This window comes from Pseudomonas sp. m6p (assembly GCF_055760375.1).
Genome location: NZ_CM147084.1, coordinates 2,527,293 through 2,542,929, shown reverse-complemented (window position 1 = coordinate 2,542,929; position 15,637 = coordinate 2,527,293). Strand labels below are relative to the sequence as shown.

The 15,637-nt window shown below is 56.3% G+C and carries 14 protein-coding genes and 1 pseudogene; 8 read left to right on the top strand and 7 right to left on the bottom strand.

Features of this window, described 5'->3' with window-relative positions; all coding sequences use genetic code 11:
- Positions 1–44 precede the first annotated feature (44 nt).
- Complete coding sequence (locus ACYZUM_RS11435) at positions 45–386, top strand: hypothetical protein (protein ID WP_086791392.1); 342 nt, start codon at positions 45–47, stop codon at positions 384–386.
- A 52-nt stretch (positions 387–438) separates the two neighbouring features.
- Positions 439–1,584 carry a PQQ-dependent sugar dehydrogenase gene (locus ACYZUM_RS11430; RefSeq protein ID WP_108182798.1) on the top strand — a complete coding sequence of 382 codons (1,146 nt, stop codon included), beginning with the start codon at positions 439–441 and terminating at the stop codon, positions 1,582–1,584.
- 130 nt (positions 1,585–1,714) lie between these two features.
- On the opposite strand, the gene ACYZUM_RS11425 is transcribed toward ACYZUM_RS11430, so the two are convergent.
- Positions 1,715–2,833 carry a peptidase C39 family protein gene (locus ACYZUM_RS11425; protein WP_108182797.1) on the bottom strand — a complete coding sequence of 373 codons (1,119 nt, stop codon included), beginning with the start codon at positions 2,831–2,833 and terminating at the stop codon, positions 1,715–1,717.
- A 92-nt stretch (positions 2,834–2,925) separates the two neighbouring features.
- Here ACYZUM_RS11425 and ACYZUM_RS11420 point away from each other — a divergent pair, with 92 nt between their 5' ends.
- From ACYZUM_RS11420 to ilvA, 3 genes and pseudogenes are all read left to right on the top strand, one after another.
- Positions 2,926–4,500, top strand: coding sequence for a RimK family protein (locus ACYZUM_RS11420; RefSeq protein ID WP_047294647.1), 1,575 nt, complete (start codon positions 2,926–2,928; stop codon positions 4,498–4,500).
- 7 nt (positions 4,501–4,507) lie between these two features.
- Complete coding sequence (locus ACYZUM_RS11415) at positions 4,508–5,431, top strand: magnesium transporter CorA family protein (protein ID WP_108182796.1); 924 nt, start codon at positions 4,508–4,510, stop codon at positions 5,429–5,431.
- 340 nt (positions 5,432–5,771) lie between these two features.
- A pseudogene (gene ilvA, locus ACYZUM_RS11410) lies at positions 5,772–6,773 on the top strand (threonine ammonia-lyase, biosynthetic); the annotation flags it as partial.
- Positions 6,774–6,797: 24 nt separating this feature from the next.
- Here the strand turns inward: ilvA and ACYZUM_RS11405 are convergent.
- Positions 6,798–7,103, bottom strand: a complete 306-nt coding sequence (locus ACYZUM_RS11405; RefSeq protein WP_003225174.1) for an NIPSNAP family protein — start codon at positions 7,101–7,103, stop codon at positions 6,798–6,800.
- A 22-nt stretch (positions 7,104–7,125) separates the two neighbouring features.
- The gene (eco, locus tag ACYZUM_RS11400) at positions 7,126–7,611 is read right to left on the bottom strand and encodes a serine protease inhibitor ecotin (protein WP_108182794.1); all 486 of its coding nucleotides are present in this window, start codon (positions 7,609–7,611) and stop codon (positions 7,126–7,128) included.
- A gap of 370 nt (positions 7,612–7,981) precedes the next feature.
- On the opposite strand from eco, the gene ACYZUM_RS11395 reads away from it, so the two are divergent.
- Positions 7,982–8,251 (top strand): DUF1652 domain-containing protein, encoded by a 270-nt coding sequence (locus tag ACYZUM_RS11395; protein ID WP_108182793.1) that lies wholly within the window; start codon positions 7,982–7,984, stop codon positions 8,249–8,251.
- On the opposite strand, the gene ACYZUM_RS11390 is transcribed toward ACYZUM_RS11395, so the two are convergent.
- Complete coding sequence (locus tag ACYZUM_RS11390; RefSeq protein ID WP_041064372.1) at positions 8,248–8,646, bottom strand: hypothetical protein; 399 nt, start codon at positions 8,644–8,646, stop codon at positions 8,248–8,250. The genes ACYZUM_RS11395 and ACYZUM_RS11390 overlap by 4 nt on opposite strands.
- Before the next feature lie 90 nt (positions 8,647–8,736).
- Positions 8,737–9,006 carry a DUF2790 domain-containing protein gene (locus tag ACYZUM_RS11385; RefSeq protein ID WP_108182792.1) on the bottom strand — a complete coding sequence of 90 codons (270 nt, stop codon included), beginning with the start codon at positions 9,004–9,006 and terminating at the stop codon, positions 8,737–8,739.
- A gap of 484 nt (positions 9,007–9,490) precedes the next feature.
- Here ACYZUM_RS11385 and ACYZUM_RS11380 point away from each other — a divergent pair, with 484 nt between their 5' ends.
- Positions 9,491–9,787: a hypothetical protein gene (locus ACYZUM_RS11380; RefSeq protein WP_041064366.1), complete on the top strand. Its 297-nt coding sequence runs from the start codon at positions 9,491–9,493 to the stop codon at positions 9,785–9,787.
- A 97-nt stretch (positions 9,788–9,884) separates the two neighbouring features.
- Here the strand turns inward: ACYZUM_RS11380 and ACYZUM_RS11375 are convergent, their stop codons facing one another.
- Positions 9,885–10,883: a tetratricopeptide repeat protein gene (locus ACYZUM_RS11375; RefSeq protein WP_142579996.1), complete on the bottom strand. Its 999-nt coding sequence runs from the start codon at positions 10,881–10,883 to the stop codon at positions 9,885–9,887.
- 116 nt (positions 10,884–10,999) lie between these two features.
- On the opposite strand from ACYZUM_RS11375, the gene ACYZUM_RS11370 reads away from it, so the two are divergent.
- Positions 11,000–11,980 (top strand): IS5-like element IS1384 family transposase, encoded by a 981-nt coding sequence (locus ACYZUM_RS11370; protein WP_010466230.1) that lies wholly within the window; start codon positions 11,000–11,002, stop codon positions 11,978–11,980.
- Positions 11,981–12,109: 129 nt separating this feature from the next.
- Here ACYZUM_RS11370 and ACYZUM_RS11365 read toward each other — a convergent pair whose 3' ends face one another.
- On the bottom strand, positions 12,110–15,622 hold the full coding sequence (locus ACYZUM_RS11365; RefSeq protein ID WP_473061331.1) for a LysM peptidoglycan-binding domain-containing protein: 3,513 nt from the start codon (positions 15,620–15,622) through the stop codon (positions 12,110–12,112).
- Between the last annotated feature and the right edge of the window lie 15 nt (positions 15,623–15,637).

Genomic DNA, 15,637 nt, shown 5'->3' with positions numbered 1-15,637 from the left:
GTGGACTCGAAGGCTCTATCACCTGTGCATCGAGAGGCCGTCCCATGAACCGAATATTGCCCGGCATGATCGTTCTGCTCCTTGGGGCAGGTCTTGCACATGCCGAGGTCACGGCACCGTCCGCGCCGCTGTTGCTGGCACAAAGTCCCACCGGTAACAGCAACAATCCCTACAACAGCCCGATTCGCCGCGCCAATCCCAACAGCATGCAGGGCACGCAGCCCAGTGCGCCGGTGATTCGCGGACCGAATACAGTGCCGGTGCCCAGTACGCCCACCGTTGGCAATGGCGGCATCGGCAATGGTCAGCAGCAACGCTCGGTACCGAGTACACCACCCAGATTCATTCCCAACCCACCGCCGCGTGATGGAGACAGCAACCGTTGAACATCAGGCCTGAGCGCCTGTCAGCCTTCGAAACGAACAAAAGGAATCGTGCATGTTGCGTAAAACCTTTCTAGCCACGCTGTGCGCCGGCGCGTTGATCAGCGCGCCCGCCTTCGCTGCGACCCCCAAAGCGCTGCAGAGCGAGCAGGGCGCCCTTGAAGTCACCACGATTACTCAAGGCCTGGAGCATCCGTGGGCGCTGGCGTTTCTGCCGGATCGTCAGGGCATGCTGGTGACCGAGCGTCCGGGTAACCTGCGGGTGATTACCGCTGATGGCAATCGTTCCGAGCCCGTCAGCGGCGTGCCCAAGGTCTGGGCCAAAGGCCAGGGCGGTTTGCTCGACGTGGTGCTGTCGCCGGACTTCAAACAGGATCGATTGGTCTACCTGTCCTACGCCGAGGGCGGGGGCGCCGGAGACAAGGCCGGGACGGCGGTGGGGCGAGGCCGGCTGTCGGACGATTTGAAGACGATCAGCGATTTCAAGGTGATCTTCCGTCAGGAGCCGAAGCTCTCGACCGGTAACCATTTCGGTTCACGTCTGGTGTTCGACCGCGATGGCTATCTGTTCATCACCCTCGGCGAAAACAATGATCGGCCGACCGCGCAGGATCTCGACAAACTGCAGGGCAAGGTCGTGCGGATTTTTCCCGATGGCAAGGTGCCGGATGACAACCCGTTCGTGGGGCAGTCCGGCGTACGTCCGGAAATCTGGTCCTACGGCCACCGCAACCCGCAGGGCGCGGCGCTCAATCCGTGGAACGGCACTCTCTGGGAGAACGAACATGGTCCCCGTGGCGGCGATGAGGTGAACATCATCGAGCGCGGCAAAAACTACGGCTGGCCGCTGGCGACCCACGGCATCAACTATTCCCTGCAACCAATACCCGAAGCCAAGGGCAAAAGTGTCGAAGGTGCGGTTGACCCACACCATGTCTGGGAGAAATCACCGGGTGTTTCCGGCATGGCGTTCTATGACGCTGATCGCTTCAAGCCGTGGCAGCAGAATTTGTTCATCGGCGCGCTGGTCAGTCAGGAGCTGATCCGCTTGCAGTTCGATGGGGACAAGGTGGTGCACGAGGAGCGGCTATTGGGCGAACTTAAACAGCGGATTCGTGATGTGCGGCAGGGGCCGGATGGCTATCTGTACGTGCTGACGGATGAGCAGGACGGTGCGCTGTACAAGGTCGGCCTGAAATAACTTCACTTCTAATTTTCACTGATGTCCTGTGGCGAGGGAGCTTGCTCCCGCTGGGTTGCGCAGCAGCCCTAAGCTCTTATGAGCACTACGCACTAATGCGGGAGCAAGCTCCCTCGCCACAAAAAAACCTCTAGGGCCTGACGATAGTTGGCGTAGCGCGGGCATACAAAACCACCGCCGCGCGCAATTTCCCACGCCCAAACCGACTCATCTTCTCAAACTCACCATGGCTGACCGGTACATGCTGGCAGTCCATCGGTTGACGATGCTGGCTGTGGTCGACATCCGGATCGTGCAGATACACAAAGTCTTCATCGCAATCGGTGACCACCACCCAATGCGGGGACTTGGAACGGGTCAGGCGATAGCTGCTGATCAGCACCAGAGGCTGTCCGCCAGCCTGCAGCAGGCGCGGTAAATCCAGATGGTTGCCAATTTTGCGCTCGATATCGGTCTCGTGCATTTGTGCGCTGAACTCCTCATGCACCAGGCGCATGACGTCTTTTTTATGCTCATCGCGCACACCATCGAGAAACAATGGCCCGGCCATGCTGAGCTGCAAACGCACTTGGAAACCTCGACGCCAAGCGGCCAGTGCCAAACCCTGAGGACTGCAGCCACCATGGCCGGACGTCATGAACACCGTGGTTGCCTCACGCCAGATCTGCAATTCTTCACGTCGCTCCAGTGAGCGCGCCGACTGCAATGCGCCCATGGCCATCAATAGACAGGCCGGGCCACAAGTGAAATCGGTGGTTTGCGGGTAATAGGGCACCTTGATATTGCGCGAATCACGGTGCTGAACAATGCGCTTTTCCAGGCGCAGCGCATCGGCATGATCTTCGTAGTAATCGTGAATCAACGCAAAGCGCCGATAGCCGTTGCGCTCGTAAAGCGCGATGGCGCCGGGGTTGTCGATGCGCACCTCAAGACGCAGGTACGCGCAGTCATGCTCGACGGCACAGGCCTCGATACGTTGCAGCAGTTGTTTTCCCAGCCCAGTACCGCGAGCTTCGCCGGCAATGGCGATGGAATACAGGCGCGCCAGTGATGTGCCGCGATGAAACAGCACCAGGGCGTAGCCGAGCAATCGACCGTCAAGTTCGGCGACCAGCAGTTGCGCATGGGCGCGGGTGATCATCCATTGAAAGCTGCGACTGGTGAGCCGGTCGCTGGTGAAACATTGCATTTCCAGAGCCAGCAGCGCTGGCAAATCTTCAACTACCGCCAAACGAAAAACAGCACTCATATGACCACCGTAAAAGTTGCGTAACGAAACGGGACTTTCGAAAAACTTCGTGCTTAATAGAAATGGTCTTGTTCTCCAACGGATCAATCTCTATGTCAGCGGTACAGGGTCATTGGCGCGAAGTATCCGAGCAAAGTTTGCCGGCGGCAACTTTTTTAAATCCAGCCATCAGAACTTCCAGTCAAGTGTTGATCATCGTCGAACGCAAGGAAGATTGGGCCTCGTACTTCCCCAGCGAGGACATCGTCACCGCTCAGGAATACCTCGAGCAAACCCGTGACAACGAGCCGGGCAAGCGGGTGCAGGTGATCAATCTGTGCCGCAGCTACAAGTACCTGGGGCACGGTTACTACTGCTCACTGCTGGCAGAAGCCCGCGGCCACAAGGTGATTCCATCGGTGCGCACCATCAGCGAACTGACGAAAAAATCGCTTTACGGTCTGGCACTGGACGATCTCGATAAAACTCTGGAAAAAGCCCTCACTCATCATCTGTACAGCGATACCGAAGGTTTCACCCTGACGCTTTACTTCGGAAAAACGCATATCGAGCCACTACAGGATCTGGCTCGACAATTGTTTGAAGTGTTTCCGTGCCCGATTCTGTTAGTTGAGTTTCGGCGAACTAACGGTTGGCACATCGAAGGCATTAAGTCCGGTGCCCTGCACAAGCTGCGTGATGACCAAGAAGATCAGTTCGCCAATGCGCTGGACGGCTTCAGCCGTAAAGTCTGGCGAGCACCACGCTCGCCGCAAGTGGCGCGTTACGACCTGGCGATCCTGCACGATCCGCAGGAGGCCTTGCCGCCATCCAACGCCAAGGCACTGGAGAATTTCGTCCGGGTCGGCAAGCGTATGGGCATCGACGTCGAGCTGATCGAGCGCAAGGACTATGCGCGGATCGCTGAGTACGACGGCTTGTTGATTCGCGAGACCACCAGCGTCGACAACCATACCTACCGCTTTGCCAAGAAGGCTGAAAGCGAAGGCCTGGTGGTGATGGACGACCCGACGTCGATCCTGCGCTGCACCAACAAGGTCTACCTGACCGACCTGCTCAACAGCCATCAATTGGGCATGCCCGCCACGGAAATTCTCTACAAGGAGCGACCGGAAGATTTCGAACGGGTCGGTGAACGCCTCGGTTTTCCGCTGGTGTTGAAGATCCCCGACGGCTGTTTTTCTCGCGGAGTGATCAAAGTCGAAAGTCAGCAGGCGCTGCTGGAGGCTACTGCCGAACTGTTCGAACACTCGGTGTTGTTGCTGGCTCAGGAGTTTTTCTACACCGAGTACGACTGGCGCATCGGCGTGCTCAACCGCAAGCCGATCTTCGCCTGCCAGTACTTCATGTCCAAGGGCCACTGGCAAATCTACAACCACAAAGCCAAGGGCCAGGACGTCAACGGCGAGTGTCGCACCCTGGCCGTGCACGAGGCGCCGCGAGCGGTGGTGGAACTGGCGGTGAAGACCGCCAACCTGATTGGCGATGGCCTCTACGGCGTGGACTTGAAACAGGCCGGCGACAAAGTGGTGGTGATCGAGGTCAACGACAACCCGAACCTCGACGCCGGCATCGAGGATGCCTATTTGCAGGACGATCTGTATTCACTGGTGCTGGAGGAGTTTGTGCGACGATTGGAGCTCAAACGTCGCGGCCAGGCCTGGTGAAGCGCCGATGATCAGCAGTTTCGCACTGACTCATGGCGCGTTGCAGCGGGTCGAGCGGCTGGACGCCGAGGTGATGCTGTTCAGCAATCCCGATGCGGCCGAGCGCGACTTGCTTCACAGCCACTACAAGGTCGACGAACACGCGCTCGCTTCGGCGCTGGACCCGGATGAAGTCTCGCGAATCGAGTTTCACCCCGACCACTTGTTCCTGATCTGGAAACGCCCGGAAAACTATTCCGGCGGTGGCAGCCTGGCGTTTGAGGTGTCGTCCTGCGGCCTGCTTTTTTCGCCCGGTCAATTGCTGGTGATCGCCACCGACGACACGCCGCTGCACGGCATCGGTACGCGCCAGCCGCTCAATGCGCCGCTGGATGTGTTGCTCGATCTGCTGTTCAACAACATCCACCATTACCTTGGCCATCTGAAGGTGATCAAACTGGTCGCCCGCGAGCTGCAACAGAAGTTCAACGCCTCGATGCAGAACCAGCATCTCGTGCAGATGTTCAACCTCAGCGAAAGCCTGATCTATTACATCAATGCCTTGCACAGCAACGGCGCGGTGTTGACGCGGCTGCGCAATCATGCGGAAAAACAGCATTTCGGCAGCGAGGCGATCGGACTGATCGACGACCTGATCATCGAGAATAACCAGTGCTACAAGCAGGCGGAGATCTACTCCACGGTGTTCTCGGGGCTGATCGATGCGCGCGGCAATCTGATGAACAACAGCATGAACAACCTGCTGCGCAAACTGACGTTGATCAACGTGGTGTTTCTGCCGTTGAACCTGATTGCGAGCATTGGCGGGATGTCGGAATTCAGCATGATGACGGCGGGCACGCCGTGGTGGATTTCCTACCCGGTGTTTCTGCTGGTGATGTTGTTGGGGGCCGGGGGGATGTTGTTCGGGTTGCGGCGGTTGGCCAAGTGATCCGTGGTGACTTGGCCGACGCCAGCCTATAGCGCGAGCGTTAAATAAGCCGTTGACTCGCCGGCCGCCGCCGGGCTAACTTCAGGCCCATGACTTCCACCGTATTGCGCTGCCAGCCAAGCATTATTACCGCCATTCCTCATTTGGCGGGCTAGCTCACGACTGCAGCACCCAACCCGCCCTAGAGGCGGGTTTTCATTTTCTGTCTCCTGGGTTTTAACAACGAAGGCTCCCTGTAGGAGCTGCCGAAGGCTGCGATCTTTTGATCTTGCTTTTGATTTGAGAAAAACAAAGTCAAAAGATCGAAGCCTTCGGCAGCTCCTGCACAGAGCGCCCGGAGATGACGATGAAATACAGCCCTGACCAGCAAACCCTGCTTGAGCAGTACGTGAAAAAGATCCTCGCCGCGCCGGTCTACGACATCGCCGTGCGTACGCCGTTGCAAGCGGCGCCAGCGCTGTCCGAGGCGTTGGGCAATCGGGTCCTGCTCAAGCGCGAGGACCTGCAGCCAACGTTCTCCTTCAAGATCCGTGGCGCCTACAACAAACTGGTGCAATTGAGCGATGCGCAGAAAGCACGCGGGGTGATCACCGCTTCGGCGGGCAACCATGCGCAGGGCGTGGCGCTGGCGGCGCGTGAACTGGGGGTCGCGGCGACCATCGTCATGCCCTCGACCACGCCCGATCTCAAGGTGCTTGGGGTGCGAAGTCGGGGCGCCGAGGCGCTGCTGCACGGCGAGAGTTTTCCGTTTGCCCTGGCCCATGCGCTGCAACTGGCCGAGCAGACCGGGCGCACCTTCGTCTCGCCGTTTGACGACCCGGAGGTGATCGCCGGCCAGGGCACGGTGGCCATGGAAATCCTCCGTCAGCATCAGGGACCGCTGGATGCGATCTTCGTCCCGGTGGGCGGTGGTGGCCTGATCGCCGGCATCGCGGCGTACGTCAAATACCTGCGGCCGGAGGTACGGATCATCGGTGTCGAATCGGAGCACTCGGCCTGCCTTAAGGCGGCGTTGCAAGCGGATGCGCGGGTGGTGCTGCCCAGTGTCGGTACGTTCGCCGATGGCGTGGCCGTGGCGCAGATCGGCGCTTATGGATTTGAGGTATGCCGGTTTTGCGTGGACGAGGTGGTCACCGTCAGCAATGACGAGCTGTGCGCGGCGATCAAGAATATCTACGACGATACCCGCTCGATCACCGAGCCTTCCGGGGCATTGGCGGTGGCCGGCATCAAGCAATACGTGGCGCGCAGCGGTGTTCGCGAGCAGACTTTCGTCGCGATCGACTCCGGCGCCAACATCAACTTCGACAGCCTGCGCCACGTCGCCGAGCGCGCCGCGATGTGCGGCGTCCCGGCGTGATTACACTCAGGGCAGCAATGGGCGCAGGAAACTGCGCTCGTAACTGACGATGAATTTCTTCTGCACCAGTGATTCCACCAGCGCCGTGCTTTCCGGGTCGGTCAGCGCGATGTGCCGGTAGCTTTCGTAATCGGCCAGCGAAGGAAAGCTGAACAGGCAATAGGCGATGTTGCTCGCGCCCTCGGAGGGCAGGAAATAGCCATGATGGGTGCCGCCCAAGCGCTCGACGATGCCCAGCCAGGCCTTGGCATAGGCTTCGAACTCAGTCAGTTGGTACGGATCGATCACGTATCGCACATGGCAAGTAATCAAGTGTGGCGCTCCCTGTTTCAGGTCATTCCGCGATGGCGGTACCGACCTTGTCCGAAGCCGACCAGATGCGGTAACGCACTTCGACGTCCTTGGGCGCGTAAATCACCAGCGGCAGCTTGCTGTTGTAACGCAGCATGAAGCCATCACCGACGACCGGGACAAAGGCGCGCTTTTTCTGGCTGCCGGGCGGACAAGCCATCAGCGTACTCATCGGCCCGATGACTTTTTCCAGCCGGTAGAACGGGTAGCCCCAACCTTCGAGATTTTTCTCGTACAGAGCGCCGCCCAGGCGCTGGCGGTTACAGTCGACTTCCAGGGTCTTGCCGGCAAGGACTTCAACCTGGAAGTTCTCTTCCTGATCCTGTTTGGGCAGATAGATGACTTGGCGGGTGAAGCCATTTTCCGCCTTGGGATACGGCGCGACGTCTTCGAGTTTGGCCGCGTGGGCGAGGGTGGACAGGCCGGCAATGAGCAGACCGATTGTCGCGCGAGCGCGTAAAGAACCCATGAAAGCCTCCTGGCGGGTGTAGGGTGGATGTCGGGCATTCTCACTGTCATCAGCGATGAATGCAAACCGGCGTCGACTTGCAAATTGCAGTGCGCAGAAGGCCCGATCTTGCATTTTGCAACTGGCCAACTGCTGGCCACCGCGCCAAGTGCTTGATTTCATGAGGGTCGAAATGACCCGATGAAAGGCACGTTTTATGCGTCTCTTTGGTGCAGCGCACCGGCTTCGGGCGCCTACACTCCAATGGGCATTTCGCAGTACAACCGTTTGCCGCACCAGGGAATCAGCGGGGACACACCCGTGCAGGGGCAGCAAAAGCGGTCAACGTGAAGAGTTGATTGGCAGTTTCATCAATAAGGAGAGGTTCACCATGTTTCTGTCTGCCTTGGAACTACGCAATATCATTGAAAGCAGTTTTCTGCCTAAACGCTGCCAGTGCACGCTGTCGCCCGACCTGTCGATGACCGTTAAGGTCTTCGGCGACCACCAGACTGACCAGGTTGATCTGCACGTCAGCGGTATCGACGCCAGCCATCTGAATGGCTGTCGCGAGATCAACGACCTGATCGCCGGCCTGCGTTCGGATCTGGCGCAACAAACCACGCAGCCTCATTACAGCCCACGATCCAGAGCCGTTTAACTCACCGTTTCACCCAGTTCGACCGTCACGCGCCGGGCCTGCACAAAGCCGAGGCCCAGCGCGAACTCGACCAGCACCGCGAGCAGAATCCCGGGGCCGGCATGGCCGTTAAGCCATTCGCCAAACCCCAGCACCGCCAGACCAAAACAACCGACGATAAACCCGTTGCTCAGGGCATTGCGACCCAGCGACGGCGGCGCGCTGCGCACCAGATAAAACATCACCCCCAACGCCGCAAACAGCACCGCACTGCGCCGCGCGACAAAACCGACCGAGCTCGAATACTCAATGCTCCAGATCGCCAGCAATACCTCCGGGAAAAAGCCCCAGACCAGCGCGAGTACAAAACACAACGAAGCGGTGATGATCGACAGTGTGCGAAACGACAACTGCATGGCGAGTCCTTGCGGCAGTAAGAAGGGACCCCGAGCATAACCCGCGAAGCCTTCATCGCATACCGCAAAGCCGCAAATCAGAGCCTTCTGTCAGTTCTGCTCGCTGCAGGCGTCAGACATTTTCCGGTAGGTGATTTCCGCCGGCTTGCCTGCATTGTCGATGTACTTCATGTCAGCGGTGATGACCTTGCACTGCTGAGTCTGTGGCTCGGTCAGGGAAATCACTTTGTTCACATGCAACGGCATGCCGTACTGATAGGGAACGGGCTTGGTCGTAGCGGTGGTGTCATTGGCCTGAGCCAGCCCGGCGAACGCGCTGCAGGCGAGGGCGGAGGTGAGCAATAGCGTGCGAATGTTCATGAATCGGACTCCCGTGCGACGGAATGAGCGTTCGGCGCCATACGGCCGAACCTGCCGCACTCGGCGCCAGCCAGCGGCTGAGGTGTGCGGTTCAGTACAGTCTTGGACTGCGGCGTTAAGCGATGGTTAACCTGGCTGAACGCCGGCTGTCTGGCAGAGGGAGGATTTCTCGGGGATGCGGTGCCGATTCCTACAAGGGGTGATGCCTTGTCTGCTTTCGGCGGCGGGAGCGGGGCGGGTATGGTTTGGCGTCGCTGCAAAATCAGCGGCTCGGGTTTGGTCACCTGAAAATACTCACACATGTGTGCCATCATTCGCACCGCGGACATCTATGTCTTCGTAGTGCATCGCTGTGGCGGCTGTGTGCAGGACGCCTTCGGGCGAGCTGATTGGGTATTCAGTTGACCAAACTTGCATACAGTCCGCCTCCCATCGTTTGGTCACGGTGTCGGCGGGTTACCTTACCCAGCAAGAGATAACTCTGATGCCGATATTAAATCCGTTACCCAATCGTTATCACCCTCTAAACAGCGGCTGTACCGACAGCGCGCCAATGGTCATCGACACCCAAGCCAACCCCCAAGACATCCTCGAGTCCGCCGTCCAGCGCATCCGCGCCTGCAGCGACCTGCTCGAAACCCTGCATTGCATGTGCTTCCGCCATGGTGATGTTCAGGACATTCCACACATTACACATGCGCTGTACCTGCTGGCGCAGGATGGCAATGATTTGCTGCAGGTGGCACAGCAGCAGATGCTGGATTGGAAGGCGCCGGTTTGATGTTGTAGCAAGAAGGGAATGAGTGAGGTTGAAGTAGAGTTCATACAACTCACTCTTTCCGTTATTTACGGCATTTCTTTCGCAGAAATAATTGTTTTTAACGTCCCAGCTTTTCGGGGAAAAAGGAGAGGGGCGGGTGACTGTCTTTCCATTTTTTAGCGACTGCTTTTGAGCTTTCAATCTGTTCGGAAGTCATCTTTGCCCCAATCTCTTCAAGAGTATCCTGAACGAAATCCTGAATGGCACCACCCCCATCCAGCTCTTTGAGCAGGCTAATCAGTGCATAGCCCTTAACCAAATCCAAAGGGTAACCAACCTGATCAGGCGCATGAGCAAGGTAAGAGCCATAGCTGCTGATTGCTTTTTGATCCCCTGTTTCAGCCGCTACTTGAAGCCAATGACGGACGCCCTCGAGATCGTTGTTTTTATAAAGGATCTCAATGTAATCCATCATTGCTTTTGGATTCCCTCCCTCAGAAGCCGCTTTCAACCACCGGCTTACTGATGCTTCCCGCTTCCCGGGAAGAAGGAAAAATCCCTCACCTTGCCGATCACCGACGGCCATCCAATACTGTGCGAGCGCGTAGCCTGAGCTAGCCGATTTTTCTAACCAGGTACGATCGAAAGTTATTTCATACATCAAATACAAAGACTCAGGATCGCCTTTGCTTGCTCCCTTCATAGCTTGATCTTTTGCCTGGCTCAACCATTCGGCGCTTGATTTTTCGCTAGGGGGGCAGTTGTTCATTTTTTTGCAAAGATCATTGTTTTGGCGACCTAATTGAATCATCGCAAATATAGACCCATTGTTCGCAGCTTTTTCATACCATTGCTTTGCTTCGCTCGTCATATAGCGATTCCGCTTTCGAAGAGCCTCTCCTAAGTAATATTGGGAGTCTACATCGCCGGCCTTTGCGTCTTTTTCTAATTGCGGAATGGCAGTGTCGATTTTTAATTGGTTGTATAAGGTAATACCGCTACTTTTGTTGCTGTTTTTCTGGCTGTCTGGCGTGTAGGCAAATGCTACAGTGCTTACGCTCTGACAGAAAATAACAGACCAGATGATTAGCGATCGAAGTGCCTTATAAGTACTCATGTTTTTTGTGCTCATTAGAAGTTTCTTAGAAGTGGTGACGCTCCACTGCTAGGGAAACTCTGAAAAAGACTTTCTGATTTGGCAAAATACCGCGACCCCACCCACCGAGTTTCCCGATGAAGCAGATGACCTTCGCCGACGCCGAGTACGCTGGCAAGCGCAAGCAAACCCGCAAGGAGTTGTTCCTGATCGAGATGGATCGGGTGGTGCCGTGGAAGGGCTTGATTGCTTTGATCGAGCCACATTATCCGAAAGGTGAAGGTGGCCGTCCGGCCTACCCGTTGATGGCGATGCTGCGTGTGCATCTGCTGCAGAACTGGTTCGGCTACAGCGATCCAGCGATGGAGGAAGCGCTGTACGAAACCACGATCCTGCGCCAGTTTGCCGGGCTGAACCTGGAGCGCATCCCCGACGAAACCACCATTCTCAACTTCCGCCGCTTGCTGGAGAAACACGAGCTGGCGGCCGGCATCCTCGCTGTCATCAATGGCTATCTGGGCGACCGCGGCCTGTCGCTGCGCCAGGGCACCATCGTCGATGCAACGCTGATCAATGCGCCCAGTTCGACCAAGAACAAGGACGGCAAGCGCGACCCGGAAATGCACCAGACCAAGAAGGGAAACCAGTATTATTTTGGCATGAAGGCCCACATCGGCGCCGATGACGAATCGGGTCTGGTGCACAGCGTAGTGGGCACGGCGGCCAATGTGGCGGATGTCACCCAGGTGGACAAATTGCTGCATGGCGACGAAAACGTGGTCTGCGCCGATGCAGGCTACACCGGTGTCGAAAAGCGGCCCGAGCATGAAGGACGTGAAGTTATCTGGCAGGTGGCGGCACGCCGCAGCACCTACAAAAAACTCGATAAGCGCAGCGTGCTGTACAAAGCCAAGCGCAAGATTGAAAAGGCCAAGGCTCAGGTGCGCGCCAAGGTCGAGCATCCGTTCCGGGTAATCAAGCGCCAGTTCGGTTACACCAAGGTGCGCTTTCGCGGCTTGGCCAAAAACACGGCGCAACTGGTGACACTGTTCGCTCTGTCGAACCTGTGGATGGCGCGCCGACATTTACTGACGAATGCAGGAGAGGTGCGCCTGTAATGCGGGAAATGGCCACCGGAGTGGGGTCCGGGTGGCGAAAACGTAAGAAATACTCGTCGAATTGATTGTTTTTTGATCATTTGGCGAGTTTAAAAGTTGCGCTAGGTGGTATGCCGGGGAAATACATGGCTACTTCAGACCATCCCTAGAGTAGTTTGGACGAGGAGCAAAATTTTTCTGGCAATACTCTGAAAGATTTGCGCCAAGCAGCCTAACGTGGTTTTTGTAACGCTCTCTGGCACTGTTGCTTTGTTTGTCTAGTAGGTTTTGAACGCCTTCTGCCATGAAACTGTCTAGCGCAAATCGATTCTTGCAGTAATCTTGCTCTGAGTTAGCAGCTCTTACACCGAATTCATTCATCGACATACACGCCATCTCAAACTGGCTTTGTGCTTTGTCGATAGTGTTGTTCTTCTGTGCGTTCTTAACAATCCAACCTAAAATCCGCTCGATTGCTTTCTGTTGAAGTGCATGAGCTTCCGATTGTGGATATGTTCGTTTTGAACCTTCGCTATTTACAGAGAACGCCTCAGGCGGGCTACTCAATGTTCTAAGCAGCGGCCCCAATGCGCTAGGGATCGCGTTAATACACCAGTCCTCTAGCTCGCTCTGGTTGCCGTACTCAACAATCGCTTCCGCAATTGGGCCACCCTTGCCACTACGAGTCAGCGCCTCATATAGGCTCATCACAACATCCCAACGCATCATGTACGCCATCGCTACGTTCAACCCGGTAGCACCCAATGCATTAAGCGCTGACGCATATTCACTCGCTTCAGGATCCATCCACTCGACGTTGCGACCTTTAGTCTTGTGAAGTTCCTTACGGTACAAGTTGATGATATCTACCACCGCCTCATAACCAATCTCAAACTTAAAGCTGCCGTTAGCACCAGGGCCCAGCACTACCGCAGCCTTCAGATTGAGAATAAAGCGGCCCTTATCCACAGAAATTTGCGCCGTTCCCTGGAATCCTGCGCCCAGCGCAACTCCCACAGAACCACTCAGCTTGGCAAGGGTTAGCCATGGATTGGCTTTTTTCGCGTCTTTATCGCTGCCGATACCCATCGCTGGAGCCGTGCGCAGTGCGACCAGCTCTTTAGGTGGTGCCCAGTTCAGTGCGCCGGTGAGTTCGATGGCGGCTTGCAAGCCTCCGAAAACATTGAAAGTCGCTTTCGCTCCGTTTTCGATCTGGACATTGGCGGCACGCCCGGTTAGCACTTGGTCTGTGCTTTTGGTGCTGGCAACGGTGCCGGATTTGGACTTGTGTTCAAGATCGGGAGTAGGGCTGTTGTCACCGTTGTCGGCCTTGGCTTTCTTGGCCGCATCGTGATCTGCACGTTCTTCTTTGGCTGATGCGTCTTCACGCTGTGCGCGTTTGACCGGGCTGAGGGAGGCGCCGTATTTGACGTTGCCAAGGATGGGGCTCAACTCGACAGTACCCGCCAGTAGCAGCGATGCCCCGGCGTACCCCCAAGCTTTCACACCAAAGTGAAAGGAGAACCGGCCGAAGCTCATTTTCTGCGGCACGCCGTCCAAAGAATAATCCAGCGTTATATCTTTAGCGCTCGCTTTGGCAGGCATGTCGATTTTCATCAACTGTACTTCTCCGCGTGCCAGGTCCAGGCTCAGACCTACGTTGGCCGACATCTGAAAGCCTTCGGCCGCGGACATTTTGGGACCTTCCAGCTTTACTTCGCCGTGAATGCTTGGCTGGGGAGGAGTCAGGCAGCGAACGAATTGCGCCTGAGGGCTGTTATCGAAGAGTCGGATTTTTCCGCGAACGCTTTTCCGGAAGACCAACTGCTGAAGGTGCTTGCCCCAACTGGTCAATGCTGCACTGTTCTCCAGTTCAGTGACGGTGTAGCCCTGTTTTTTCAAATAAGCGTAGAAATCGTTGGCTTTAAACCAGCCCTTTTCATCAAAACAGTCACCTACTTGGTCGCTGAACTTGACTGCGCCCTGCGCGAGGAGCCATTCGCGGAATGAGCTGGTTTCACTGTTTTTATCAGAATCTTCTGTCGCGTCGGTCGGTGGGCTTTTTATGACCTTTTTTAACGAGCCGCCTAAACTTTTTCCATCCTCCTTCAGGATTTTTTTAGCATCTTTCAGGTTTGTCATGCTGAACCAGCCCAAAGGCGTACCCTTGGCGTCCGAAAGGCTGACCTCACGAAGAGGAAACCCGGGTTTAACCATGCGGTCGACTGGTTTAGGCTGGAACTCTTCTGGTTCCCAGATGAGATGACGCCCAGGCTTGGTTGCACTGACATTACTTTGGGCTGTTGCCTGAAGGTCGTCCTTGATTTTTTGCAGCCGATCCCACTCGGCTCGCTCTACGTCAACCAAGCCCGCTGGCGCTTGGGCATTTTGACCGGTCGCCTCGATCCAGCGTTTGTATTTTTCCTGAAGCTGAGCCGTGACTTCTGCCTGCTTCTTCTCTGTGTCCAGATACAACTTGAATTGCGCGATGCCCGATGGAAGGCCGTCACTGATAAGCGCGAACTCCGGAAGTGCGATACCGTACTCCGAAACTTTGATAATGGACTCGGTGTAAGCATGGTAATTCAGTGCGTCGGCGTTTTTGATCAGCGTGTAGACATACCCAGACATGTCCGCTGTACAGTCGCTCATACCGCTGCATATGCTTTCGTAACTTTTTTTCTGCTCAGCTAGCGCCTTTGCAACGTCTTCAAGGGGTACTTGTTTGAAGTCTTTATTGCTGAGTATTTTTTTTCGCGCTTCAAGATATGCTTGCACGCGCGCGCGGGCTTCAATTGCCTCCTTGGAGTACAGCGATCCACTTTCGTAGGAGTAGCCCTGAAGCTTCGCCGCTTTTATCGCTTCCTTTTTCAGCTCAAGCCACTCAGTCCGCCGTTTGTGGAAATCTACAAACTCTTTGCGAATACTTTGCTGGGTAGCTATGTCCGCATTCAAACGGTCAATGCGCGATTGTGCAGTGTCTTCCTGCGGAGGTTGAGCAGGTGCGGCTACCGGCTTGTTTCGATTGGCTTCGTTTTGTCTCTTCTTAGCGGTTGCGGGATCGATTTCGATCTCATCTCCCATCGCCTCGAACTCTTCCATACGCGTGCGCTGAGCGCCCGTGAGGAAATTGCTCAACTTTGGTTCGAGGAAGTATTCAAGTAGACCTGACTCCTGCAGCCCGTTGAGGCGTGCATCACGCGCCTTGTTCGGTGCGATCATTTTATCCAGCGCGAACATCGATTCTTTGATGGCAGACTTTGCCCGTTCAGGGAGTAGCCAGAACTCTTGTTCCTCTGTCGCATAAATGGCGCTCGCAAAAGTCTTGGAGCAGGGTGGGGCGTGAGGCTTGAAGGTCTTTGAGGAACCATCGGGAGAGTCCTTGACCGGATCCAGCTCAACCAGATCCTCGGCGGAACACTGTGTTGCAGCATTCGGAGCCGTCTCGGCAGGCGCTTTAGGCGCAGCGGGCGTCGAAGCAGCGGGTGTGGCTGAGGCGGCTTGCGCGCTTTTAGGGACGCTCAGATTCCATCCGACTTTGACGTTGTTCGGATTGGTGATGAAGGGGTTGAGTTGGCGAAGTTGCGCCACGGTGCTGTTGTAGCGCGAGGCAATCTGGCTCAGGGTTTCGCCGGGCATGACGGCGTGATTCGTGATTTCCATGGTGATTCCGTTCTG